The sequence below is a fragment of the Pseudomonas sp. NPDC087639 genome, from assembly GCF_044743385.1.
GTDB lineage: Bacteria > Pseudomonadota > Gammaproteobacteria > Pseudomonadales > Pseudomonadaceae > Aquipseudomonas.
In genome coordinates, this window is the sequence record NZ_JBIUWI010000006.1 from 43,465 (window position 1) to 64,404 (window position 20,940).

Here is a 20,940-nt window from a genome sequence, read left to right on the forward strand (position 1 = left end):
GCTCTGACCTCAGGCTTTCGGCGTGTAGAAAGGGTTGCTGATGTGCGCGACAACATCTTTGAGTTGCGCGGTTTCCGGCTTGCCGGTCAGGGCTGCGCGAATCGCAGTGCGGCAGGCGTTGTAGTTGTTCAGATACACAGCGTCGAGATCGTCGCAGGCCGGATTGACCCAATTGGCCGTGACGATCGCCCACTCATCTTCGGCTTCCGGTGGCAGCGTGCCGTCGAGCAATGCTTCAAGCACTGCTTTAGCGATCCCGGCTTGCGAAGCGCCCCACGTTGCGTTGCCGTGCAGGTCGCTACTGATCGCGGCTTTGTTCACATACAGGGTCATCGGCTTGACTGGAATGTTTGGCTGCGCAATCACCATGAACGGGCAATGGCCCTGGCTCGGCGACGCGAGGCTGTTGGCGAAAGCCTGCCCCGCCGGACCATTGCGCGGGCCGATCAGAATATTGATGTGCGCGGCGTTCACGCCCGGGCCTTCGAAACCTTCACCGATGTACAGGTCGAGTTCTTTCATCAGTCATTACTCTTTGTGGTGCAGAGGGATTGTTCGGGTGATCGGCAGCTCACGCGGGCCGGATGGCGAGCGTGATCAATAACGGGCATGGGGAGGTGCGGCGGGGAAAATGCGACATGGCTGCAAACGCTCTCTGGTTGTTATTGATGAGCTGTGTTTGCGATTTTTTAACACCGGGCCATGAGCCGGCTGTAACCATTAAAAATCATGGGGCAATGACTTTTAGTCATGGCCCCTTGAAGACGACTGGAGAAAGGCTGCTAGCGACGCAAGCCATGGCTCACGGGCCTGAAGGCATTCACAGCGAGCCAGGCAAAGCCGATGCGGCTTTCGATCTGGTTCATACACACTGAAGGTCAACGCCGACCTGCACAACCCGTTGCTGTGCGTCAGCAGCGTCTATGACATTGCCTCTGGCGACCTCTCGCTGCCGGGCACCTGGAAAATGAAGGAGGGTAAATAATGTTCGTCAAAGTGTTCGATACCCACGTGCGGACCAAAGATGGCCGCTACCTGCACTTCGATGTGCTCACCGATCGCCAGGCAGACGCGGCGAAGTCCTACGCACGGCAGTTTCTGATCGACAACGGCTTGCAAGACGAGGACATTTCCCAGAGCCAGTGCCAGTTCTGCCACAGCGAACCGGCCAATCCGCAGGTCGCTGCGGCGATCAACGAAAAAGGCTACTTCATCATCACTCTGCAAGGCTTCGAGGAGTAACGCCATGACCCGCTATCAGCCACTGAACTGCGATTTGCACGACTATCTGGAAATCGCCTGCATGCGCGGCTATCAATTGGATATCGAGTTGATCGATGGTCAGCGGCTGGTTGCCCGGGCCATCACCACTCGCACCTCCAGCGACAAAGAGGAGTTCATGGTTATCGAACAGGCAGGTGCGCAACAGGACATCCGTCTCGACCAACTCTTCGCAATCACGCCACAGGATGCCAATGCCGAGTTCGGTCGGATCGTGCTCAGCGAAGCATCTTGCGGCATATGAGAAAAAATCCCGCCCGGATTGAACCGGCGCGGGATTTTTTTGGAACGAAGAGGCTTTACGCAACCACAGGAATCATCGGATCGGCAGCCGCCAGAGCACTCACGCGATCAGCCGCCGGCGGATAGATCCACTGAGTGTTGATCTGGGTTTTCAAAGCTTTGCCTTCCTGTTTAACCAGTTTCACCTGTCGATCCCAGCCTTCGGTGTACACCGCGCCCCAGGCACCAAGGTCCAGACACGTTACGTATTTCGGCTGGCTGTACGGCGTCGGGTCAACACCGAGAATCTGCGCCGCAACGTTATTGCCGGCGTGACGACCGAGCGAGATCGCATGCTGGCAGGTCATCAGCGCGTAGTTGCCGATATCGTCGGTAGCGGCGTAGGCCACATCGCCGGTGGCGAAGATGTCGTCCTGACCGATGACTTTCAGGTGCGCGTCGACGTGCAGGCGCCCTTGCTTATCGCGTTCGGCGGGGATTTGTTCAGTCAGAGAGCTGGCGCACACACCGGTGGTCCAGATGACGGTTTTCGCGTCGATGTGCTGACCGTCCGACAGGGTCACACCGTTAGCGTCGATTGATTGCACCGAAACGCCCAAGCGCCATTCAACCCCCAGCTCCTCGCTGGCTTCGACGATGGATTTACTGATTTCTTCGCCCATCGAGGCACCGATCTTCTGTCCACGATCGACGACGATAACCTTGATATCAGCCTGTTCACCGAGAATCTCGCGCAGACGCGCCGGCATTTCCGTCGCCGTTTCAATACCGGTGAAACCGCCACCCGCGACCACAACGGTATTGCGCGCCTGGTTTTCCGGCAGATTTTTCAGGGCTTTCAGGTGAGTTTCCAGGTGAATGGCCGCTTCGATCCGGTCCACATCAAAGGCGTGCTGGCTGACACCAGGTGTGTCGGATTGTGCCAGGCCACTGCCGGCCGCCAACACCAGTTTGTCGTAGTGAAACACTTGCTTCACGCCAGAGGCATCGGTGTAGCCGACCGTTTTTTGCGCGACATCGATGGTCTCGGCCGCGCCTTTGATGAAGTGAACGCCGACCACTTCGAACAGTTCACTCAGCGGTGCAGCCAATTGATGAGCATTCGGTTCGTAGAATCGCGGACGTACACGCAACTCGGCCTGCGGCGCGAGAACGCTGACTTCGACGTCATCACGACCGTGAAGATCCACCAGACGCGTCGCACTCAACGCCGACCACATACCGCCAAAACCCGCGCCGATAACCAGAATCTGCTGCTTCATTGTGTTTCTCCAGAAAAAGCCAAACCGCTGACAGAGAGGTGATCGATGTTGTCGAAAGCCACACACTACCAACCCAATAGCGCCGACTCTATTGGTCGGACATAAATCCAACAAGTCAGATTTACTGATAGATTTAAACGAAATATTAGATATTGATCGCGCTTGATGACCTGCGAAAAACCTAATATTTATTGGAGAAATGACACAGAAGTATGCAACTGCATTTGAACTGACAGATTGCCGAGTCGGCATCAGACTGTTAGCATTTACGACAAATCAAGTCGGACTTATATATGTCTCTTTACAGCGCAGGCGTCGAATACGGCATTCATTGCCTGACTTTTCTGGTGGGTAGCGGAGGCGACAGCCGCGAAGCCAGCGTGCGTGACCTGGCAGAATTGCAAGGCGTGCCAGTGGAATATCTGGCGAAGATCTTCACCAAACTGGCCAAAGGCAAACTGGTAGTGGCGTCTGAAGGTGTGCGCGGCGGGTTCAGCCTGGCGCGGCCGGCCGACGAAATCACCCTGCTCGATATCGTCAAAGCCATTGATGGTCGCAAGAATATTTTCGAATGCCGGGACATTCGCGGGCGTTGCGCGCTGTTTGAAGGCAGTCCCCCGGAGTGGGCGATTGAAGGCACCTGCTCGATCCACGCGGCCATGATGACCGCGCAAAACCGCATGGAAGAAGCGCTTTCGCAGCAAACCATTCTCGACATTGCGAGAAAAGTCGGACGCAAAGCGCCAGCGGAGTTCGGCCAGCAAGTGGAGGACTGGATTCAGGATCGCCGCGAGAAAAAGGGCAATTTCGGTACTATCCCACTGACCGACATTTCAGACTGACCGCCCCTGAAAGCCAAAAAAAAGCAGAAACCGTTGATGCGGTTTCTGCTTTTTTTACGCTCATAAATGGCGTTACAGGCAATCGCGCACCGATTTGCGCAACGACCCGGATTTTGCCCATGGCGGCCCCTGGTACAACGACACGCGGCTACCGTCCTTGTACTTCACGATATCGAGAATCTCGTCAGCCGTGATAATGCTTGGCGCAGTAATACGATAGCCGTTGGAAATCGAAGTCTGCGAGGTCTTGGCGACATCCTGTTGCCATAACGGTAATACACAAGCGGCATAGTCCCTTGGCGTCTTGTCACTGGTTTTGCTCACGTTGGGCTCACCCGGCACCAACGATGTCGGCAGCGAGCATCCCGCCAACATGGCCAACGCCAGACTCCCGATCCATATTCGCATGGTGTTCCCTTAATCAAAAAAAGCGAATGTAACGCCTAACCGTAGTACACATCCATCGTGGCACCGCGCCCTCAATGAACATAGGACAATTTTTTACATCGATCAGGCCAATGACAGGCCAGCTACGCGCGACAGCTGAAAAATGCGGCTACTCTTTTCTACCGAGAATGTTCAGGAGGTGATCATGCGGCTCAACGAATACGAACACGAACTTCAGCGCGACCTGCAGAGTGTCGCATCGGATCTGCGCTGGTCGGCAGTCGACCTTAAACGCATCGCCGAACAGTTGCGCAAGTCCGGTAACGAAGCGGACGCCCAGACAGTCCTGAGATCCTGCGAGGTTTTGCAAAGCGATGAAGAGCGACTGCAGTTGTACGCCAGAGAAGTGAAGGCGCGCGCCATCAGCCGAATCAAAGTCCACTGATACTGACTCGCCCCACCCAACACGAGCCCCGGCGTAAACCGGGGCTTTTTCATTATTGCCTCCTGCAGGAACCTTTAAAGAATGGCTCGGCTCGAATATTGCAGTTTTATTACCAATTCGTGACAGGCAGTTAACAGGTAACAGATGAAAGTACGAGCAACCGTCATTTGCGAACAGGACCGTCACATTCTCCTGGTGCGCAAACCTCGATGCCGCTGGACTTTGCCCGGAGGCAAAGTCGAGCCCGGTGAAACCCGAGCGAATGCAGCCGTGCGCGAATTGCGGGAAGAAACAGGGCTGAAGGCCGACGACGTGCTTTACCTGATGGAACTACAAAGCGGCAGCACCCGGCATCACGTCTATGAAGCCTCAGTGCTGAATATTGATCAGGCACGCCCGCAGAACGAGATCATCGACTGCATCTGGCACCCGCTGAATGCCGTGCACAATCTGCATACCAGCGACGCGACCTTGCGCATCGTCCAGGCTTTTCAACGACGTTTATGAGGTTCAGCCGGCGAAAGCCCTGCGGCCCGCGCTTATTTCCGTGCGTAATTCACCGATGAAATTGGAAATGTCACGGATCGTGACGAGATGTTCCGGGGAAACGCCATTGAGCAGTAACTCGACGCGCCCGCTGTCCGGCTCATAAACCTTGATCCGCAATAACCCCTGCCCTACTTGCGTGCAGTCGCACTTCAGCGCAGGGAAGCCGGATTCGACAATGCGGCAAATGTCGGCAATGGCGAGCATGAGCGGACGCCTCACAGGCGCGGGATCGATCCGATGAGCATAGATGAGCGATTACCGCCCCGCTCGCCCGAAAAACGCCAACTTGATCACATATTCCATCAGTCTCTCAGTGGGTGTCATGGCCCCAGATCCAGTTCCAGAGCCCCGGCAACTGCACCGACTCAGAGCTTTGCTGAACAGTACGCGCCAGTGCAGCCTTCTCCAATGCAGCGCGGTCATCATAGAACGGCTTGTCCGCCAGCCTCACGCCGGTAGCCGCAGCGCTATCAAGCAGGATTTGCAGGTATTCACGCGTATGCCGCGCGGTATAGCGGTTGAGGTCATGGAAGGTCACTACCACCGGAATCACCCCGTCCACGGTTGGAATTTCGCCTTGGGCAATGCGCTCGCGGACTTCCGATAACTGCCGAAGCATGTTCGCCCGTCGACGCGGGCTGGCATTGAAACCCCAGATCTTGCCGTCATTGGCACTCAAGTCGGTCAACAAAACGTGCAGCCCGTGTTGCTGATAGGCGGCGAAAGTACGTTTGTCGTAGTTCCAGAATGGCGGGCGCAACAACTTGGGCGGCGCTCCGGTAATGGCCGCGATGTCCGCTGTGCCGTTGCTCAGCGACTCTTCGAGTTGCTGTGGGTCGAGCGAGCGATGGTTGGTGTGCCAGTGAGTGGCGGTATGAAACGCGAGAATATGCCCCTCATTGTGCTCACGTTGCATGATGCTACGGCCGATCTCGCTATGACCGGCCCGAGGCGCACGAGTCTGGACGAAAAACACGGCTTTGATGTCCGGTTGCAGCGAATTGTCCTTGAGGCTGTCGAGCACCGTGGCCGATGGGTTCCAGAAACTTGAAGCGCTGGGGCCGTCATCGAACGTCAGCAGAAAACGAACCGGGGCTTGATCCTTCAGCCGTGTTTCGGTTTTCGCAGTCATTTCGATGGGCGCGGCGATACAGCCTGCCAGTCCGAAAACGATGGCCGCCGCACAAAGAAGCTTGAATCCGGATGTCATGTTTTGCCTTGAGCCCGACCACTGCGGTCATGTTGTCGATCGGCAAAGCTCCCTCGCCCTTATCCATCCCTGCGCTCGGTTCTGCGAGCTGAGGTTGGATAAGGTACACAGGGTTTGGTTCCGGCGCTCGTTCAGCGAGTCAGCGCCTGCTCAAACGAGGTGTCGATAATCCCCGACGTGGCCAGCGGTGCCGGCAACGCTTTAACTTTAAACAGGAAATCCGCAGTGCTTTGCAGGTCGGTCGCGGCTTGTTGATCGACCGGCCCGACCGTCATGTGCGCCTGGCGCAGCCAGTGCCGCGAAACCTCCTGATCAAGATTGGCCTTCTTCGCCCACAAGTCAGCGTACTCGTCGGTATGGCTATCGACCCACGCGCGCGCCTGCTTTAAACGCCCGAGAAAATCGGCTATCGCCTCACGTTTACTATCGACAGACGGTGTTGATGCTGCAATCGCACTAAGCCCCGGCATGAGATTCTTCGCGGTCAGAATCGGACGAGCGCCGGAGAACAGAATCTGCTGGGAAATGTACGGTTCCCACACCGGAAAGGCATCGATGCTGCCCTGGGGCAAAGCAGCAGCCGCATCAATCGGCATCAGCTTGACGAAGTCAACGTAGCTCTCTGGCAGACCACTCTGCTCCAGTGCGCGCAAGGTCAGTTGCTGGCTCCATGCGCCGGGCCAGTAAGCGACTTTCTTGCCCTTCAGGTCAGCGATGGTTTTTACCGGCGAATCCTTTGGCACCAGCAACGCGATGGTGTCCGGGTTCTGCCGTGACACGCCGATCAGTTTCACGGGCGCCTGTTTCGCAGCGAGAAACAGAAAACCTGAATCGCCGAGGAATCCCAGATCGAGAGAACCTGTCTGCAAGGCCTCAGCCAACGGTGCGGCTGCCTGGAAATGCTTCCAGTCCACCGTGTACGGCGCGTCCTTCAACACGCCCGATGCTTCCACCGAGGCGCGGATGTTGTAGTAATTCTGGTCGCCGACATGCAGGACCACAGGCTCGGCAGCGTAGGACAAAGGCGATGCGAGCAATGCAACGGTCAGCGCGTTGCGGAGGAAACGGGAAAGCTTCATGGCGAGTCCTGCAAATGGAGGATGCATAGACCATAACGCTCTTAACTACCGAATTTTAAATTCGATTAATGCATAAGCTCATCACTGCAAATACCGAGAGCCAACTAAGCTGATATTTCCTACAGGAGATTCAGCCCATGTGCGGAAGACTCTCGCAATACCGTGGCATTCACGACTTCGTCGCGGTGTTGAGCATTCCCGATGCGTTGATCAACCATGTCGACGACGCACCACTGGCACACTACAACGCTGCGCCAACCACTTCGCTGGCCATCCTTCAGCAACACAATCACCAGGTTCATGCGCAAAATCTGCGCTGGGGCTGGCGCCCGCATTGGGCCAAGGACCGAGCACCGCCCATCAATGCGCGCGTTGAAAAAGTTGCCCACGGGCCGTTCTTCCGGTCGATCTGGCGTCATCGCCTGATCGTGCCTGTCGACAACTGGTTTGAGTGGGTGGATGCAGAGGATCACACCCGACAACCCTGGCTGATTCGTAGGGCCGATCACGGGCCGGTTTTCTGCGCCGGCATCGGTCAATTTCCGACACCCGATACGCAAGCACTGGATGACGATGGCTTCGTGATCATCACCGCCGACAGCGAGGGCGGCATGCTCGACATCCACGACCGCCGCCCGGTGGTGTTTTGCGCAGAACTGGCACGCGAATGGCTCGACACGGCCACACCGCTGGAGCGGGCCGAACAAATGCTGTTGTTCGAAGGTGAAAAAACCGAGGTGTTCGAATGGCACAAGGTCGACAGAGCCGTGGGCAATTCACGCAATCAAGGCGCAGGCTTGATTGATGAAGTGGCCTAAAGATTTCTTGCCGTGGCGCGTTATCAAAAGGCACCAACCGAGAGTGATTCCGTTTCGTTACAACGACTGTTTCAACAAAGAAACAGCAACCCGCTAAACAGTCGTTTGAGTGAATTAACCGCCTGTCTGACACTTCAACCGTCATACATACATTTAGATGCGCTACGGATAGCATGCGCGCCGCATTTCCATTTGGTATACCAGTTGACCAAAGAGTCAACAAACAAGGAAATTCCCTACAACTCTTTTTAAGCCTTGCAGAGAACTAAGTTGCGCGACGATTTTGCAATCAAACAGGCCAAGGGCCTGGAGTGTGTATATCTGTCCACGACAGAACGCTTTCAACTCGACTGTTTTATCGGCCATTACATCAAGACCCGAAACCTGAGTTCAGTCCCTGACATCGAACGTATCTTGCGCACCACCCTCGAGGGGTATCCCGGTCATGCGCCGGTGATGGTCAACGAACTCAACGCGTGGATCGACAGAACCTTGGGATATCGGGCAACACATCCGGACTTCACACAGTTGGAAGACCTTTAAAATGCAAAAAAGCCCCGTTTGATACGGGGCTTTTTGTATGGGGCATTCAGGGTTTCAGCGGACGCTCCTGATCCCGATCCGACAACTCTCTGCTGTCATCATGTTTCCAGGTCTGTTCTTGTCGTCTTTTTTGCTCCTCTATCTCAGCTTCCGTTGGCTCATCGTCATCATCATCCGGACGTGTCTGCTCGATTGCCATGCCCACCTCGCTTTTGGAAGAAATCATCATCCTTAGAGCGTAGAACAGTTTCATCGACCCACTTAAAACCACCAATGCAGCAAAGCGAAGAAACCAGCCAAAGACTCTGCCAGCAAATGCCGTTGGAAAGCATGAACAATCTTGCGCAATTGCCCCAGCCCTGCGCGTAACATAGCGCCATTCACAATCGCGTCAGGGAAACGACATGCTGTACCGAATCGCAGCCGATGGGCTGGTGCTGTTTCATTTGCTATTCATTCTGTTCGTGCTGTTCGGCGGGCTGCTGGTGCTCAAGTGGCCGCGGCTGATGTGGCTGCATATACCCGCCGCCGCGTGGGGCTTTGCGGTCGAGATGTTGCACCTGACCTGCCCACTGACCTACTGGGAAAACCTCATGCGCCACGCCGCCGGGCAAACCGAATACGCCGGCGGTTTCATCGAGCATTACATCTGGCCGATCATCTACCCCGCCGGGCTCACCCCGCAGATTCAACTGGCGCTGGGCAGTGTGGTACTGGCGGTTAACCTGCTGGTCTACGGGCGGTTGATTCGCTCGTGGAAACTTCGCCGAGCCGCTGCACACTCTTAACTTGTCTCACCCTCGCGGACTGATGTGAAGCGCGCATCGAAATCTGCCGCCAAATCCGCCAGGGTGATGCCGCCCAATCTCGACAGCAACAGCGCCTGCGCTTCGTCGAAGGTGCGCGTCAGCGCGGCATTCACCGCTTGCTCGACCAGACACTCCGGATGATCCGTCGACAAGCCGATGGCAAAAATCGACTGCGTGCCCAGCGCCTGATGAATGTCCAGCAGCGAGATCTGCCCCAAAGGTTTGGCCAGCGCCCAACCACCCTGATGCCCCTTCTCCGACGTCACGAACCCCTGCTCCTTGAGCAAGCCCATGGTGCGCCGCACCACCACCGGATTGGTGCCCAGCATGCCGGCGATGGTTTCCGAGGTCGCACGTTTTTCGTGGCGATCCATGTGAATCAATACGTGAAGCATGCGCGACAGCCGAGTGTCATTTCTCATCGATGATCCTTTTCAAGCCCTTGCCAAGACGCGCCGAGTATCGCTTGCAATGTCTGAAGTTACGAGACTATTGACAGGCATATTTCACGTAACTTACGGTGTACCGTGAAAATCACACGGAGATTTGATCATGGTGTACGACGTCATCATCGTCGGCGGCAGCTATGCCGGACTGTCTGCAGGCCTGCAATTGGCCCGCGCCCGACGCAAAGTGCTGGTGCTGGATTCGGGCCTGCGTCGCAACCGATTTGCCGAAACTTCCCACGGATTTCTCGGACAGGACGGACGCGCGCCAGGCGATATCGCCCAAGACGCCAGGGCGCAACTGCTGGCTTATCCGACGGTGCAATGGCTGGCAGATACCGCGCTGGAAGCACGTCAGACAGACCAAGGCTTCCAGGTGCACACCACCACCGGCCAGCTAGCCAGCGCCAGACGACTGATCATCGCCAGCGGTGTCATCGATGAATTACCCGCCATCAAGGGTCTTCAAGAGCGCTGGGGTAAAAGCGTGTTTCATTGTCCGTACTGCCACGGCTATGAACTGAATCAAGGCGCAATTGGCGTGCTGGCGACGTCACCGCTGTCGATCCACCACGCCTTGCTCTTGCCGGATTGGGGCCAGACCACTTTCTTCACCAACGGCGTGTTCGAGCCGGACGCCGAACAACTGGCAGAACTCGATCGACGCGGCGTGACGCTGGAATCTCAAACGGTCAGCCATATCAGCGGTAAGCGAGCAGATGTAGTGCTCAGCGATGGCCGGGTGATCAGCGTTGCCGGTCTGTTCGCCATGCCGCGCACTCGAATGGCCAGCCCGTTGGCCGAGCAACTGGGCTGTGTTTTTGAAGACGGCCCGATGGGCCCGTTCATTCAAACCGACGCCATGCAACAGACCAGCATACCGGGCGTGTTTGCATGCGGTGACGCGGCGCTCGCCGCCGGTTCGGTTGCCGTCTCGGTAGGTGATGGCGCACGTGCGGGAGCCGGCACTCACCGCTCACTGGTTTTTGTCTGATACAGACTAACGAGACGTCTGCTTGAGAACTTCCAGCCACGCCGGATCAAGGCGTGGCTGATCGATATCAAAACCAAGCGCCTGCATCCGCTCCTTGTGCGCTTCGACTTCACGGTGCAGTTGCGCATGATCGCTGGAGTTACCGTCCAGCTCATGCATCTGCGTCAGTCCCAAGTGATAGAAACGCAATACCTTCATCGCCGTCGGATCATTCTTCTGCACTGCCGCCGTCACCTGATGCATCACATTGGTGACGCTCATAAGATCGCGCTTGAGCCGCCAGCTATAAACAGCCGGGGCCATCCAGGTCTGATTCCAGAAGCGCCCGCGCAACAAAGCCGCCGTCAGCAGGAACGCCGCAAACACTCCGCCGACATTGAAGCGCAGGTTATCGCCGCCGGGCTCGCCAAACAGTGCCACCGCCACCGTCGAAAACAACATCGCCAGCACCAGGAACAGCACGGCAATGATCATTGTGCTGCGCCGCGTCTGCTGACGAAAAGTGACGGCGTCCATCGGCTGAATCTCGAACATCACGACTGACTTCCTTGAATGACAAAAAGGGCAACGGAAAAAACTGGCCCGCGCATTATCGCCTCTACCAAGGATTTAGCTATGCTGGGGCTCCTTTTCATCTTTTCACCAATCAACGGGGACATGGCGGTACAGCGCAGATCGTGCCATCTTCATTCATGGATACACACTATTCGGATGCCATTCGCCTGGTTTGGGGATGACATCGTTTTAAGGATCATTGCATGACCCAACGACACGTAATCAACGCCTCGGTCAGCCCTAAAGGCAGCCTGGAAACCCTTTCTCAACGTGAAGTTCAGCAACTGAGCGAAGCCGGATCCGGCAGCACCTACACCCTCTTTCGCCAGTGCGCCCTGGCCATCCTCAACACTGGCGCCCATGTCGATAACGCCAAGACCATCCTCGAAGCCTACAAGGACTTCGAAATCCGCATTCACCAACAGGATCGCGGTGTGCGCCTGGAACTGTTGAACGCTCCGGCCGATGCTTTCGTCGATGGCGAAATGATCGCCAGCACCCGGGAAATGCTGTTCAGCGCCCTGCGCGACATCGTCTACACCGAAAACGAACTCGATAGCCAACGCATCGACCTGAGCACCTCGCAAGGCATCAGCGACTACGTCTTTCATCTCCTGCGCAACGCTCGCACGTTGCGCCCGGGCGTCGAGCCGAAGATCGTCGTGTGCTGGGGCGGCCACTCGATCAACACCGAAGAATACAAATACACCAAGAAAGTCGGCCACGAATTGGGCCTGCGCAGCCTCGACATCTGCACCGGCTGCGGCCCCGGCGTGATGAAAGGCCCGATGAAGGGCGCGACCATCGCCCACGCCAAACAGCGGATACATGGCGGTCGCTACCTGGGCCTGACCGAGCCAGGCATCATCGCCGCCGAAGCGCCGAACCCGATCGTCAACGAGCTGGTGATCCTGCCGGACATCGAAAAACGTCTGGAAGCCTTCGTCCGCGTTGGCCACGGCATCATCATCTTCCCGGGCGGCGCCGGGACCGCTGAAGAGTTCCTGTACTTGCTGGGCATCCTGATGCACCCGGATAACGCCGGTCTGCCGTTCCCGGTGATCCTGACCGGGCCGAAACATGCCGCACCGTATCTGGAGCAGCTCGACGCCTTCGTCATCGCCACCCTCGGCGAAGCGGCCAAGCAGCACTACGAAATCATCATCGACGACCCGGCTGAAGTCGCGCGCCAGATGACTCAGGGTCTGAAAGCCGTTAAGCAGTTCCGCCGCGAGCGCAACGATGCGTTCCACTTCAACTGGCTGTTGAAAATCGACGAAGGCTTCCAGCGTCCGTTCGATCCGACCCACGAAAACATGGCCAACCTGAAACTCAACCGCGACCAGCCACCGCACGAACTCGCGGCCAATCTGCGCCGGGCGTTCTCCGGGATCGTTGCCGGCAACGTCAAGGACAAGGGTATTCGCCTGATCGAAGAACACGGTCCGTATCAGATCCGCGGTGATGCGGTGATCATGCAACCGCTGGATGCTCTGCTCAAAGCCTTCGTCGCCCAGCACCGGATGAAACTGCCGGGCGGCGCGGCGTATGTGCCGTGCTATCGAGTGGTGGCGTAAGCGTTCAAACCTTCACGCCCTCTTGCGGGAACCAGAAAGTTGGCTTCCACAAGTGGGCATTCCTGCGAGGTAAGTATCAATCAGGCCGAAACCGTACCTCGCGATAACGAGGTACTGCCAGATGCCAACCAATGTTGCCGATCCATTGCACCCTGAATGCTTCGGCGCACTGTACGGCCTGCTCGCGAATGACCACATCACAGCCCAATCGATCCAGCTCATCAGGCAGCCGCGCCTGAAGATCGAAAAACATCAAGGCCCATGCTTCGATCCGTTGCCTCACTTCAGTCGCTGCCTGATCAGGGCTCAAGCCTTGATGATGGCGCAGGTGGGTCAGCAGGTTGTAAACATCCTCGTCGGGATTTTCCATAATGCGGAATGACAGAAGATCATTGACCGCCTTCATTAAGTTCAGGGTAATCCTGCGAAGCGTCTGCCATGGCGTGCTGTAGTAGACCGCCGAGGGAAGCTCGATCCGGGTTGCAAAATAGGTGAACTCGAAACAAACCTGAAAACCGCCAGCGTTGCGCCAGATGCTTTCATAATCATCAAGCATCGGTTGAGTTCCTTCAACTCGATGAACGGCAGCACACATACAGGCATGAATGTAGCTGGTGTATTGATCGAGCGTCCGACATCTCCATTGCTCGGTCATGGACAACCCTGCCCGAGCAATGATGTTTGCCAGTCCCCCTGCCAACCCTTCGCACGTCCGAAAAGCCCCACCAAGCGCAACGTCATGCACCTTGCGCAGTACCTTTTCCAGTGCTTCGGGTGATCGGCTCAGGTCTTCGTCAGCCAAGTCATCCACGCAACTGAACCAACCCGTCAGATCAGAAAGTATATACAAATCTTCACGCTCAGCATCGGGCCACATGTAGCCCCCGTATTTGCCTGGAAGATAGATATCAAGTTGATGCGTCGCACGCGCGGAAGCCTCAAGCCCAAGGCCTTTGAGCCACTGACGAGTATGTTGCTCGGCCTCTTCACTCAGAGGGCTTAATGTAATCTCAAGCCCCTGTAAACAGGGAGGGAGGCAGTAGGTCACAGTGCACCTCGTGGATTTTTCTCATGGCGGAGGGAAACGTGGGGGTTGAGATTTGGCTGTCCTAGAAACTTCGTGACTGAAAGCGCAATACCCTTTGCATCAAGCGCACATTGCTGAAGGACTTCTTCCGGTGTGGCGTGCTCGATAAAGTCGTCCTCGAATCCAAGTTGCAAGGTTGGACGGAACAAGCCAGCGCTGTTCAAATACTCAAGACACGCCGAGCCGGCGCCACCTTTGATACAACCCTCCTCGACAGTAATCAGCACATCGTGACCACGCGCCAGTTCATCCAGTAAGGAATGATCCAGTGGCTTGATGAACCGCATATTGGCCAAGGTCGCATCCAGCGTTATTGCAGCCTCCAGAGAAGCAGTCACAACTGAACCGAAAGCAAGGATGGCAACTCTCGGGTAATCGAGGTGCGTGGACAAACGACAAATCTCACCTCGACCTACAGGAAGGCTTGCCAATGGCTCTCCATCGGGAACACCAACAACCCGCCCCCTTGGATATCGCACTGCAGCCGGCCCATCGTGCATGAGCGCGGTATTCAACATCTGTCGACACTCGTTTTCATCCGCCGGCGCCATCAACACCAAGCCGGGAATACAGCGCAGATAAGCGATATCAAAGGCTCCGGTATGCGTTGCACCGTCCGCCCCAACGACGCCAGCCCTGTCGATAGCCAATACGACTGGCAAATGCTGGATCGCTATGTCGTGGATCAATTGGTCGTAGGCACGCTGCAGAAAGGTCGAGTAGATCACCACCACCGGTTTGAGTCCCTCTACTGCCAAACCTGCGGCAAAAGTCAGGGCATGTTGTTCGGCAATCCCGACATCGAAACACCGACCCGGAAAGCGCCGCTGAAACTCGACAAGCCCCGAGCCTTCGCACATGGCCGGGGATATGACCATCACTCGCGAGTCGTACTCGGCGACCTCGCATAACCATTGCCCAACGACGTCCGCATAAGTCCGAAGCGAAGCTTTCCCGACCTTGAATCCGCATGCAGGATCAAACTTTCCCGGTGCGTGATAGAGCACCGGGTCATGAACCGCAGGCGCATACCCGTAACCTTTGCGGGTGACAACGTGCAGCACTCTGGGTCCTGGGCGCTTGGCGTACACGCGCAAGGCTGAAACCAGTTGATCGAGATCATGCCCATCGATCGGTCCTGAATAGTCAAAACCCAATGCCTGAAAAAAACCGGAAATTGCCTGCTTGCCTTCGCTGCGAGCCAACACCTGAAGGTGCTCACACAAAGCGCCGACCGGCTTGGAAATGGACATGTGGTTGTCATTAAGAATGACTAGCAAGGGCAGGTGCGTGTGCATTCCCGCATTGTTCAACGCCTCGAATGCCATCCCACCGCTCAGCGCCCCGTCGCCAATCACCGCAATACAGTGCCTTGATTCACCCTTGTATTGTGCAGAGACAGCCATGCCTAGTACGGCTGACAGGGAAGTACTGGCATGAGCAGTGCCAAAGCAATCGAACTCAGACTCCTGGCGGCGAGGAAAGCCAGAAATGCCACCCCGCTGCCTGATCCCGGCCATCGCCTTGCGGCGACCAGTCAAAATCTTGTGCGCATAGGCTTGGTGTCCAACATCCCAGACGATACGGTCAGCAGGTGTTTGAAAAACGTAGTGCAAGGCGATGGTTAGCTCAATCGTCCCTAGATTTGCCGAGAGATGACCGCCAGTTGCAGCCACGCTTTTCAAGACGAACATACGCAATTCCTCAGCCAATCGAGGTAATGCTGATCGATGCAGACGACGCAGATCAGCGGGCGAGTCAATCAGGGCGAGCAGACCCGCCCTGGGTAATACGCAAGCTCTCGATAAGTCGCTCCATGCCTGAATACGTGCAATACCTTGCTGTTGAACAATCATCTGAAACCAAGCGGTGTACACCGAAGGACGAGCCTCCACGTCCCGTTCAAGATCGGCGAGCGTCACCCACCTCCAATCAAGTGCCTCTTCGGGATTGGCCAAAGGGTCAAACGAACTGAAACCGACCAAAACGTGATCGTATTCATGCTCTGTCAGTTGATGGGAGACGCTGGCTCGATAGATAAACGCATGAACTTCGGCCAGGGCTTCACACGCCAGCCCCATTTCTTCATGCAGCCTTCGATTGGCCGCGTCAATGGTGATTTCACCCCATCGCGGATGGCCACAGCAGGTATTGGTCCAAAGTCCTTGCGAATGATATTTGCCCAGCGCTCTGCGCTGTAACAGCAGGCGACCCTCAATATCAAAAATAAATATTGAAAAGGCGCGATGCAAAATGCCGCGTTCGTGAATCTCCATTTTCCCTGCATGACCGACGATATTGTCCTGCTGATCGACAAGAATGAGTTGTTCCACGATAAACCTCGCCACACCCTCGACACTGGAAATAGTACGAACGAGAACCTGAATGCAAGCAATCGATATTAAATAACGCTAGTTGAATATAAAAAAAACTCAAAGATACAAACCGCCGTTCGTCACAACAACGCCTATACCTGTCATAGAATGCAATCCGGAAAAATCTATAACAAATAATTCTTTAAACAGTCTCGCAATGGCTAGAGGTCAACGCTATGGTGCAAAAGACATCGACTTATACATCAGCCCCCATGGACGGGTCGGAAGACGGAAACCATTATGCGCCCGATGTCCATACAGCAATACGAAGCCGCCAAACATAGCTGGGTAATGCCCTTCAACTATCAGGAACAACATGCTGGCATGAAAGTCAGGACTTCCCTGACTCATGCACTGGCTGCGCTGTATGGAATCGACCGCGATCAGACCCAGGCTATTTGTCACTGCGTCGAGCGCTTCAATACCGCCTCCCTGATACACGACGACATCGTCGACGAGGATCGGGTTCGTCGCGGAGCGCCGTCGGTCTGGGTCCAGTATGGTGTTGCCACGGCGATTATCTCAGGTATGTATGGATACATTGATGGCTTGCAGAAGCTGTGTCACACGCAAAACATTGCACTGGTGAAGGCGGGGCTGGAAAGTCTGGAGGCATTGCACATTGGCCAGTATCTCGACACACAGATCAGTGAAGGAGCGATGTTACCCACACTGGACGAATACCGATTTATCGCTGAAACCAATACCGGGTGTTTCTTCCTTTTCATCCTTGAAGCTTGCCAGCACATTAATCCGCTACCCGGGCACTGCTATCTTGAGTTGAAAAAAATGTTATTGGAGCTAGCGGTTTACTACCGCTTCATCAACGACTACTGCGACATCAATCACATCCCTCATTTCAAAAAGAAAGGTTTCGCCCCCGACCTTGAAGGCGGCCCAAAGTCCTTCCTGATGATTCTCGCAAAAGAGACATTGATTAAAAAACAAATAAGCAAACTGCAAAAAAAGAAAATCATTATCGCCTGGGGAAATGCCGGCATATTCTCTCGGGCGCTCCAACTAATGGAGGACAGCTATGAACAAATAGAACAGCACTTATATAATTTACAAAAAAACATAGATAATCGAGACTTCCGCCAACTTGAAGGTTTCTTGCAAAGCATTCATTTCCAGCAAAACTTGCAAGATAACTTCTACGAGAACTTGATTCGCTGACACCCGATGAGTCAAGAACTGTGCGGCCATTACCGATAAGCTGGGCTTCTGATACAAAAGCCAGCACTTTCCAGGGTACTAGGCTCCGTTGATGAAACAGGACGCTGTTAGATGCGATACCACGATAGTCATTGGCTGAACCGGCCTCTTCGCGGGCAAGCCCGCTCCCACAGGTTTCAGTGTTGTTCACACACCACATGTACGACTCGGACACTGTGGGAGCGGGCTTGCCCGCGAAGAGGCCCTGATCAGCAACGTTAATCCTCAGCCTTGCTCAGCACCCAATCGCCCCGCCAACGCCTTGGCCTGTAACGCCACATCCGTCACCGCCGTACTCTCCCACCACATTCCGCGCAACGGCGGGCCCATGGCGAACAACCGATCTGCCGCGTGTCCGTGTTGGTTCAGCACTGCGCCATCAATCGCAGCCGCAATTCCCAACGCCAGCGGCCCCGGTTTAACCAGCCCACGCGTCAATAACTGCTGCGGCAACGGTAGCGCGACCCGCCGCCAGTCGTACTCAATACCGCTTGAATTAATCAACGCCGCGCCACGAACTACGCAGGTTTCCGCTTCACCACGGCGACGAATGCGAATACTCACCTCACCCTCCGCGCACGGCTCAAGCCCTTTGAAAGAAGCGGCCTGAATCCGCAAACGTCCCTCGTCATGCAGACGCTCAACCAACTGCGCACTCAGCGGCGGCGAACGATGGTGATGGCTTTCCCACCAGGGTCGAACATGACGTACGAATTGGCGACGCTGCACGTCAGTCGCCTGACTCCACAACCGTCCTATATGCGCGCGAACCGTGTCCAGCGGTGCTTGCCAGTCGATACCTTGGGCGATGGCATCGCGGCAATGTCGACGCAATTCGTGCAGCAACTGCCGGGGCGAATGAATGTTGTGATCTTCAGCGAGGAAATCCACCCAAACAGGTGGTTGGCGCCGCACATGGGGCAGCAGCCCATGACGGGAAAACACTTCAATCGGCCCCCGATGCCCGGCCTGCTCCAGCGAGACCACGGCATCAACCATGGTCAGGCCGGAGCCGATGATCAGCACGGTGGATTGCGGATCGAGTTGACGCATGGCCGCGACATCCCAAGGATCGAGGGCGGCAGCGTTGAGGCCACTGGATTGTTTTTGCGGCGTGCGCGCGGCGGGAAACATGCCCGTGGCAAGTACCGCGTATGCACCTCTCAAGTGCTGGCCATTGCTGAGGGTGAGTTGCACCGAATCGGCGTCAGTTTGCAGGTCGACGACCTCTGCGCGTATATGCTCGACGGTCGAGCCTTGTTGCGCACCGACACTGCTCGCCTCGGCCAACCGCTGCTGCACGTAAATGCCAAACAACCCACGAGGCGGGAACAGTTCACTGACAGGCACATCTTGCTCAGCCGACTCAGACCAGCCACCGGCGGTAATATGCTCGGTCAGCCACTGCGTAAGGTCATTCGGGTTATCCGGGTCAACGCTCATCCGCGCAGCGTTGCCATTAAGCGTATGGCCCAATTCGACAGCGCTGTAAGCCTCGCCCCGCCCCAGTTCGGCTCGCGGTTCAATGATCAGAATCTTGCGCTGACCGGGCAGACGCAGCAATTGCACCGCCAGCATCGTGCCGCTGAGGCCACCACCAATAATCAGGATATCTGCGCGCTGACTCATTCAAATCACCACATTACGGACAAACCGCGCCGCGACATCCCCGTCATTGCGATAGGCATGCGGCTGATTGCTGGCAAACATGAAGAACTCCCCTGCACCGATGGGCTGCGGCTGATCGCCCAGCATTAACGTCAGGCAGCCTTCAAACACGTAGATCTGCTCGCTCCAGCCGTCGGCATCCGGTTGCGAGGGATAGACCTCACCGGGTTGCAGGCACCATTCCCACTGTTCGACTTCGCGGGTCGCGGTAGCCTTCGACAGCAATACCGCTTTGCTACCGGGAATCACGCCGGCCCACGCCACCTCGTTGATCCGGCTCGGATCACGAGCATCGGGCGCCTGAATCAGATCGCTGAAAGCGACGTCGAGCGCTTCGGCGACACGGTCGAGGGTGGTCAGGCTGACATTCTTTTCGCCCGCCTCGATCGCCACCAGCATGCGCCGGCTCACCCCGGATTTTTCCGCCAGCGCGGTCTGGCTCATGTCGGCCGCGTGGCGCAGGCGTCGGACATTTTGGCTGACGTGTTGCAGGACGGAGGTTCGTTGGCTGGAATCTTTGGGCACTATATTGCTCACTCGGTGGGGTTGGGCAGTATACTGCGCAACGTTGGGCGCATTGTGCGTCCTGCCTTTTATAGTGCGCAAGGTTATGACGTCAGTGAATCGCCCCGACACCTCCCTCCGTTTCTCCCGTTTCAGCAAAGCCGAGTGCGTCCTGGTGCTGATCACCATGGTCTGGGGCGGCACCTTTCTGCTGGTGCAACACGCGATGACCGTCAGTGGGCCGATGTTTTTTGTCGGTCTGCGATTCGCAGCGGCGGCAGCCATCGTCACCTTGTTCTCGTGGCGCCATTTGCGCGAACTGACCCTGTTCGAACTCAAGGCCGGCGCCTTCATCGGCGTGGCGATCATGCTCGGTTACGGCTTGCAGACAGTCGGACTGCAAACGATTCCGAGCAGTCAATCGGCATTCATTACCGCGCTTTATGTTCCATTCGTGCCGTTGCTGCAATGGCTGGTGCTGGGGCGCCGACCGGGGTTGATGCCGAGCATCGGGATCATGCTGGCGTTTACCGGGTTGATGCTGTTGTCTGGACCGTCCGGCGCTTCACTGAATTTCAGCCCGGGCGAGATTGCCACGCTGATCAGCGCCATTGCCATAGCTGCCGAGATCATTCTGATCAGCAATTACGCAGGCCAGGTTGATGTACGCCGGGTGACCGTGGTGCAACTGGCGACGACTTCGGTGTTGTCATTCTTGATGGTGGTACCGACAAGTGAAGCGATTCCGGACTTCTCCTGGCTGTTGCTGGCGTCAGCGCTGGGCCTGGGCGCGGCGAGTGCGGCGATTCAAGTGGCGATGAACTGGGCGCAGAAGAGTGTTTCGCCGACCCGGGCGACGTTGATCTATGCCGGTGAGCCGGTGTGGGCCGGGATAGTCGGGCGGATCGCCGGTGAGCGGTTGCCGGCGATTGCGCTGGTGGGGGCCGGTTTGATTGTGGCGGCGGTGATTGTCAGTGAGTTGAAGACCAAGGGTAAAGCTGCCGTTGAAACTGAGGGCGCACTGGAGAACGACAACGGCAATTGAAAGCAA

General features: G+C 56.3%; 26 protein-coding genes and 1 pseudogene. 13 read left to right on the top strand and 14 right to left on the bottom strand.

Going from position 1 to position 20,940, the window contains the following annotated elements; genetic code table 11:
• Window positions 1-9: 9 nt before the first annotated feature.
• A complete protein-coding gene (fae, locus tag ACIOVB_RS04910) occupies window positions 10-522 on the bottom strand; it encodes a formaldehyde-activating enzyme (RefSeq protein WP_093437400.1) in 513 nt (170 codons plus the stop codon).
• A 116-nt stretch (window positions 523-638) separates the two neighbouring features.
• Between fae and ACIOVB_RS04915 the strand changes: the two genes are divergently transcribed.
• The 3 genes from ACIOVB_RS04915 to ACIOVB_RS04925 all read left to right on the top strand — a co-directional run bounded on the left by ACIOVB_RS04915 (window position 639) and on the right by ACIOVB_RS04925 (window position 1,525).
• The gene (locus ACIOVB_RS04915) at window positions 639-875 is read left to right on the top strand and encodes a hypothetical protein (protein WP_401265389.1); all 237 of its coding nucleotides are present in this window, start codon (window positions 639-641) and stop codon (window positions 873-875) included.
• Between the two features lie 109 nt (window positions 876-984).
• Complete coding sequence (locus tag ACIOVB_RS04920) at window positions 985-1,242, top strand: DUF2024 family protein (protein ID WP_187680692.1); 258 nt, start codon at window positions 985-987, stop codon at window positions 1,240-1,242.
• A gap of 4 nt (window positions 1,243-1,246) precedes the next feature.
• Window positions 1,247-1,525: a Rho-binding antiterminator gene (locus ACIOVB_RS04925; protein WP_187680693.1), complete on the top strand. Its 279-nt coding sequence runs from the start codon at window positions 1,247-1,249 to the stop codon at window positions 1,523-1,525.
• A 55-nt stretch (window positions 1,526-1,580) separates the two neighbouring features.
• On the opposite strand, the gene ACIOVB_RS04930 is transcribed toward ACIOVB_RS04925, so the two are convergent.
• Entirely contained in the window at window positions 1,581-2,786 is a 1,206-nt protein-coding gene (locus ACIOVB_RS04930; protein ID WP_401265392.1) for an NAD(P)/FAD-dependent oxidoreductase, read from the bottom strand.
• Window positions 2,787-3,079: 293 nt separating this feature from the next.
• Between ACIOVB_RS04930 and ACIOVB_RS04935 the strand changes: the two genes are divergently transcribed.
• Window positions 3,080-3,628: an RrF2 family transcriptional regulator gene (locus ACIOVB_RS04935; RefSeq protein WP_401265394.1), complete on the top strand. Its 549-nt coding sequence runs from the start codon at window positions 3,080-3,082 to the stop codon at window positions 3,626-3,628.
• A gap of 72 nt (window positions 3,629-3,700) precedes the next feature.
• Here the strand turns inward: ACIOVB_RS04935 and ACIOVB_RS04940 are convergent, their stop codons facing one another.
• Window positions 3,701-4,036, bottom strand: coding sequence for a hypothetical protein (locus tag ACIOVB_RS04940; protein ID WP_187680696.1), 336 nt, complete (start codon window positions 4,034-4,036; stop codon window positions 3,701-3,703).
• A gap of 184 nt (window positions 4,037-4,220) precedes the next feature.
• Between ACIOVB_RS04940 and ACIOVB_RS04945 the strand changes: the two genes are divergently transcribed.
• Both ACIOVB_RS04945 and ACIOVB_RS04950 read left to right on the top strand, forming a co-directional pair.
• Window positions 4,221-4,460 carry a hypothetical protein gene (locus ACIOVB_RS04945; protein WP_187680697.1) on the top strand — a complete coding sequence of 80 codons (240 nt, stop codon included), beginning with the start codon at window positions 4,221-4,223 and terminating at the stop codon, window positions 4,458-4,460.
• Window positions 4,461-4,604: 144 nt separating this feature from the next.
• Window positions 4,605-4,967 carry an NUDIX hydrolase gene (locus ACIOVB_RS04950; protein ID WP_401265397.1) on the top strand — a complete coding sequence of 121 codons (363 nt, stop codon included), beginning with the start codon at window positions 4,605-4,607 and terminating at the stop codon, window positions 4,965-4,967.
• 3 nt (window positions 4,968-4,970) lie between these two features.
• Here the strand turns inward: ACIOVB_RS04950 and ACIOVB_RS04955 are convergent, their stop codons facing one another.
• From ACIOVB_RS04955 to ACIOVB_RS04965, 3 genes are all read right to left on the bottom strand, one after another.
• The gene (locus ACIOVB_RS04955) at window positions 4,971-5,213 is read right to left on the bottom strand and encodes a DUF1652 domain-containing protein (RefSeq protein WP_187680699.1); all 243 of its coding nucleotides are present in this window, start codon (window positions 5,211-5,213) and stop codon (window positions 4,971-4,973) included.
• A 106-nt stretch (window positions 5,214-5,319) separates the two neighbouring features.
• Complete coding sequence (locus ACIOVB_RS04960) at window positions 5,320-6,219, bottom strand: polysaccharide deacetylase family protein (protein WP_401265400.1); 900 nt, start codon at window positions 6,217-6,219, stop codon at window positions 5,320-5,322.
• Between the two features lie 131 nt (window positions 6,220-6,350).
• Window positions 6,351-7,298 carry an ABC transporter substrate-binding protein gene (locus ACIOVB_RS04965; RefSeq protein WP_401265403.1) on the bottom strand — a complete coding sequence of 316 codons (948 nt, stop codon included), beginning with the start codon at window positions 7,296-7,298 and terminating at the stop codon, window positions 6,351-6,353.
• A 137-nt stretch (window positions 7,299-7,435) separates the two neighbouring features.
• Between ACIOVB_RS04965 and ACIOVB_RS04970 the strand changes: the two genes are divergently transcribed.
• Both ACIOVB_RS04970 and ACIOVB_RS04975 read left to right on the top strand, forming a co-directional pair.
• Window positions 7,436-8,116 carry an SOS response-associated peptidase gene (locus ACIOVB_RS04970; RefSeq protein ID WP_401265406.1) on the top strand — a complete coding sequence of 227 codons (681 nt, stop codon included), beginning with the start codon at window positions 7,436-7,438 and terminating at the stop codon, window positions 8,114-8,116.
• 270 nt (window positions 8,117-8,386) lie between these two features.
• Window positions 8,387-8,659: a hypothetical protein gene (locus tag ACIOVB_RS04975; protein ID WP_187680703.1), complete on the top strand. Its 273-nt coding sequence runs from the start codon at window positions 8,387-8,389 to the stop codon at window positions 8,657-8,659.
• 46 nt (window positions 8,660-8,705) lie between these two features.
• Here the strand turns inward: ACIOVB_RS04975 and ACIOVB_RS04980 are convergent, their stop codons facing one another.
• A complete protein-coding gene (locus tag ACIOVB_RS04980; protein ID WP_187680720.1) occupies window positions 8,706-8,912 on the bottom strand; it encodes a hypothetical protein in 207 nt (68 codons plus the stop codon).
• 151 nt (window positions 8,913-9,063) lie between these two features.
• On the opposite strand from ACIOVB_RS04980, the gene ACIOVB_RS04985 reads away from it, so the two are divergent.
• Entirely contained in the window at window positions 9,064-9,447 is a 384-nt protein-coding gene (locus tag ACIOVB_RS04985) for a DUF2784 domain-containing protein (protein ID WP_187680704.1), read from the top strand.
• On the opposite strand, the gene ACIOVB_RS04990 is transcribed toward ACIOVB_RS04985, so the two are convergent.
• Window positions 9,444-9,890 carry an Rrf2 family transcriptional regulator gene (locus tag ACIOVB_RS04990; protein WP_187680705.1) on the bottom strand — a complete coding sequence of 149 codons (447 nt, stop codon included), beginning with the start codon at window positions 9,888-9,890 and terminating at the stop codon, window positions 9,444-9,446. The genes ACIOVB_RS04985 and ACIOVB_RS04990 overlap by 4 nt on opposite strands.
• 130 nt (window positions 9,891-10,020) lie before the next feature.
• Between ACIOVB_RS04990 and ACIOVB_RS04995 the strand changes: the two genes are divergently transcribed.
• Window positions 10,021-10,908 carry an NAD(P)/FAD-dependent oxidoreductase gene (locus ACIOVB_RS04995; RefSeq protein WP_401265410.1) on the top strand — a complete coding sequence of 296 codons (888 nt, stop codon included), beginning with the start codon at window positions 10,021-10,023 and terminating at the stop codon, window positions 10,906-10,908.
• Between the two features lie 6 nt (window positions 10,909-10,914).
• On the opposite strand, the gene ACIOVB_RS05000 is transcribed toward ACIOVB_RS04995, so the two are convergent.
• Entirely contained in the window at window positions 10,915-11,442 is a 528-nt protein-coding gene (locus ACIOVB_RS05000) for a DUF3087 family protein (protein ID WP_401265412.1), read from the bottom strand.
• 224 nt (window positions 11,443-11,666) lie between these two features.
• On the opposite strand from ACIOVB_RS05000, the gene ppnN reads away from it, so the two are divergent.
• Complete coding sequence (gene ppnN / locus ACIOVB_RS05005) at window positions 11,667-13,040, top strand: nucleotide 5'-monophosphate nucleosidase PpnN (RefSeq protein WP_187680707.1); 1,374 nt, start codon at window positions 11,667-11,669, stop codon at window positions 13,038-13,040.
• A 76-nt stretch (window positions 13,041-13,116) separates the two neighbouring features.
• On the opposite strand, the gene ACIOVB_RS05010 is transcribed toward ppnN, so the two are convergent.
• From ACIOVB_RS05010 to idi, 3 genes and pseudogenes are all read right to left on the bottom strand, one after another.
• A complete protein-coding gene (locus tag ACIOVB_RS05010) occupies window positions 13,117-14,088 on the bottom strand; it encodes a hypothetical protein (protein WP_401265415.1) in 972 nt (323 codons plus the stop codon).
• Window positions 14,085-15,902 (bottom strand): 1-deoxy-D-xylulose-5-phosphate synthase, encoded by a 1,818-nt coding sequence (dxs, locus tag ACIOVB_RS05015; protein ID WP_401265534.1) that lies wholly within the window; start codon window positions 15,900-15,902, stop codon window positions 14,085-14,087. The genes ACIOVB_RS05010 and dxs overlap by 4 nt, the downstream gene beginning before the upstream one ends.
• A 75-nt stretch (window positions 15,903-15,977) precedes the next feature.
• Window positions 15,978-16,475 (bottom strand): annotated as a pseudogene (gene idi, locus ACIOVB_RS05020) (isopentenyl-diphosphate Delta-isomerase); the annotation flags it as partial.
• Between the two features lie 267 nt (window positions 16,476-16,742).
• On the opposite strand from idi, the gene ACIOVB_RS05025 reads away from it, so the two are divergent.
• Complete coding sequence (locus tag ACIOVB_RS05025; protein ID WP_401265418.1) at window positions 16,743-17,678, top strand: polyprenyl synthetase family protein; 936 nt, start codon at window positions 16,743-16,745, stop codon at window positions 17,676-17,678.
• 264 nt (window positions 17,679-17,942) lie between these two features.
• Here ACIOVB_RS05025 and ACIOVB_RS05030 read toward each other — a convergent pair whose 3' ends face one another.
• Window positions 17,943-19,346: an FAD/NAD(P)-binding protein gene (locus tag ACIOVB_RS05030; RefSeq protein ID WP_401265420.1), complete on the bottom strand. Its 1,404-nt coding sequence runs from the start codon at window positions 19,344-19,346 to the stop codon at window positions 17,943-17,945.
• Window positions 19,347-19,910 carry a helix-turn-helix domain-containing protein gene (locus ACIOVB_RS05035; protein ID WP_401265423.1) on the bottom strand — a complete coding sequence of 188 codons (564 nt, stop codon included), beginning with the start codon at window positions 19,908-19,910 and terminating at the stop codon, window positions 19,347-19,349.
• 85 nt (window positions 19,911-19,995) lie between these two features.
• Between ACIOVB_RS05035 and ACIOVB_RS05040 the strand changes: the two genes are divergently transcribed.
• Window positions 19,996-20,934, top strand: coding sequence for a DMT family transporter (locus ACIOVB_RS05040; protein WP_401265425.1), 939 nt, complete (start codon window positions 19,996-19,998; stop codon window positions 20,932-20,934).
• Window positions 20,935-20,940: the final 6 nt, after the last annotated feature.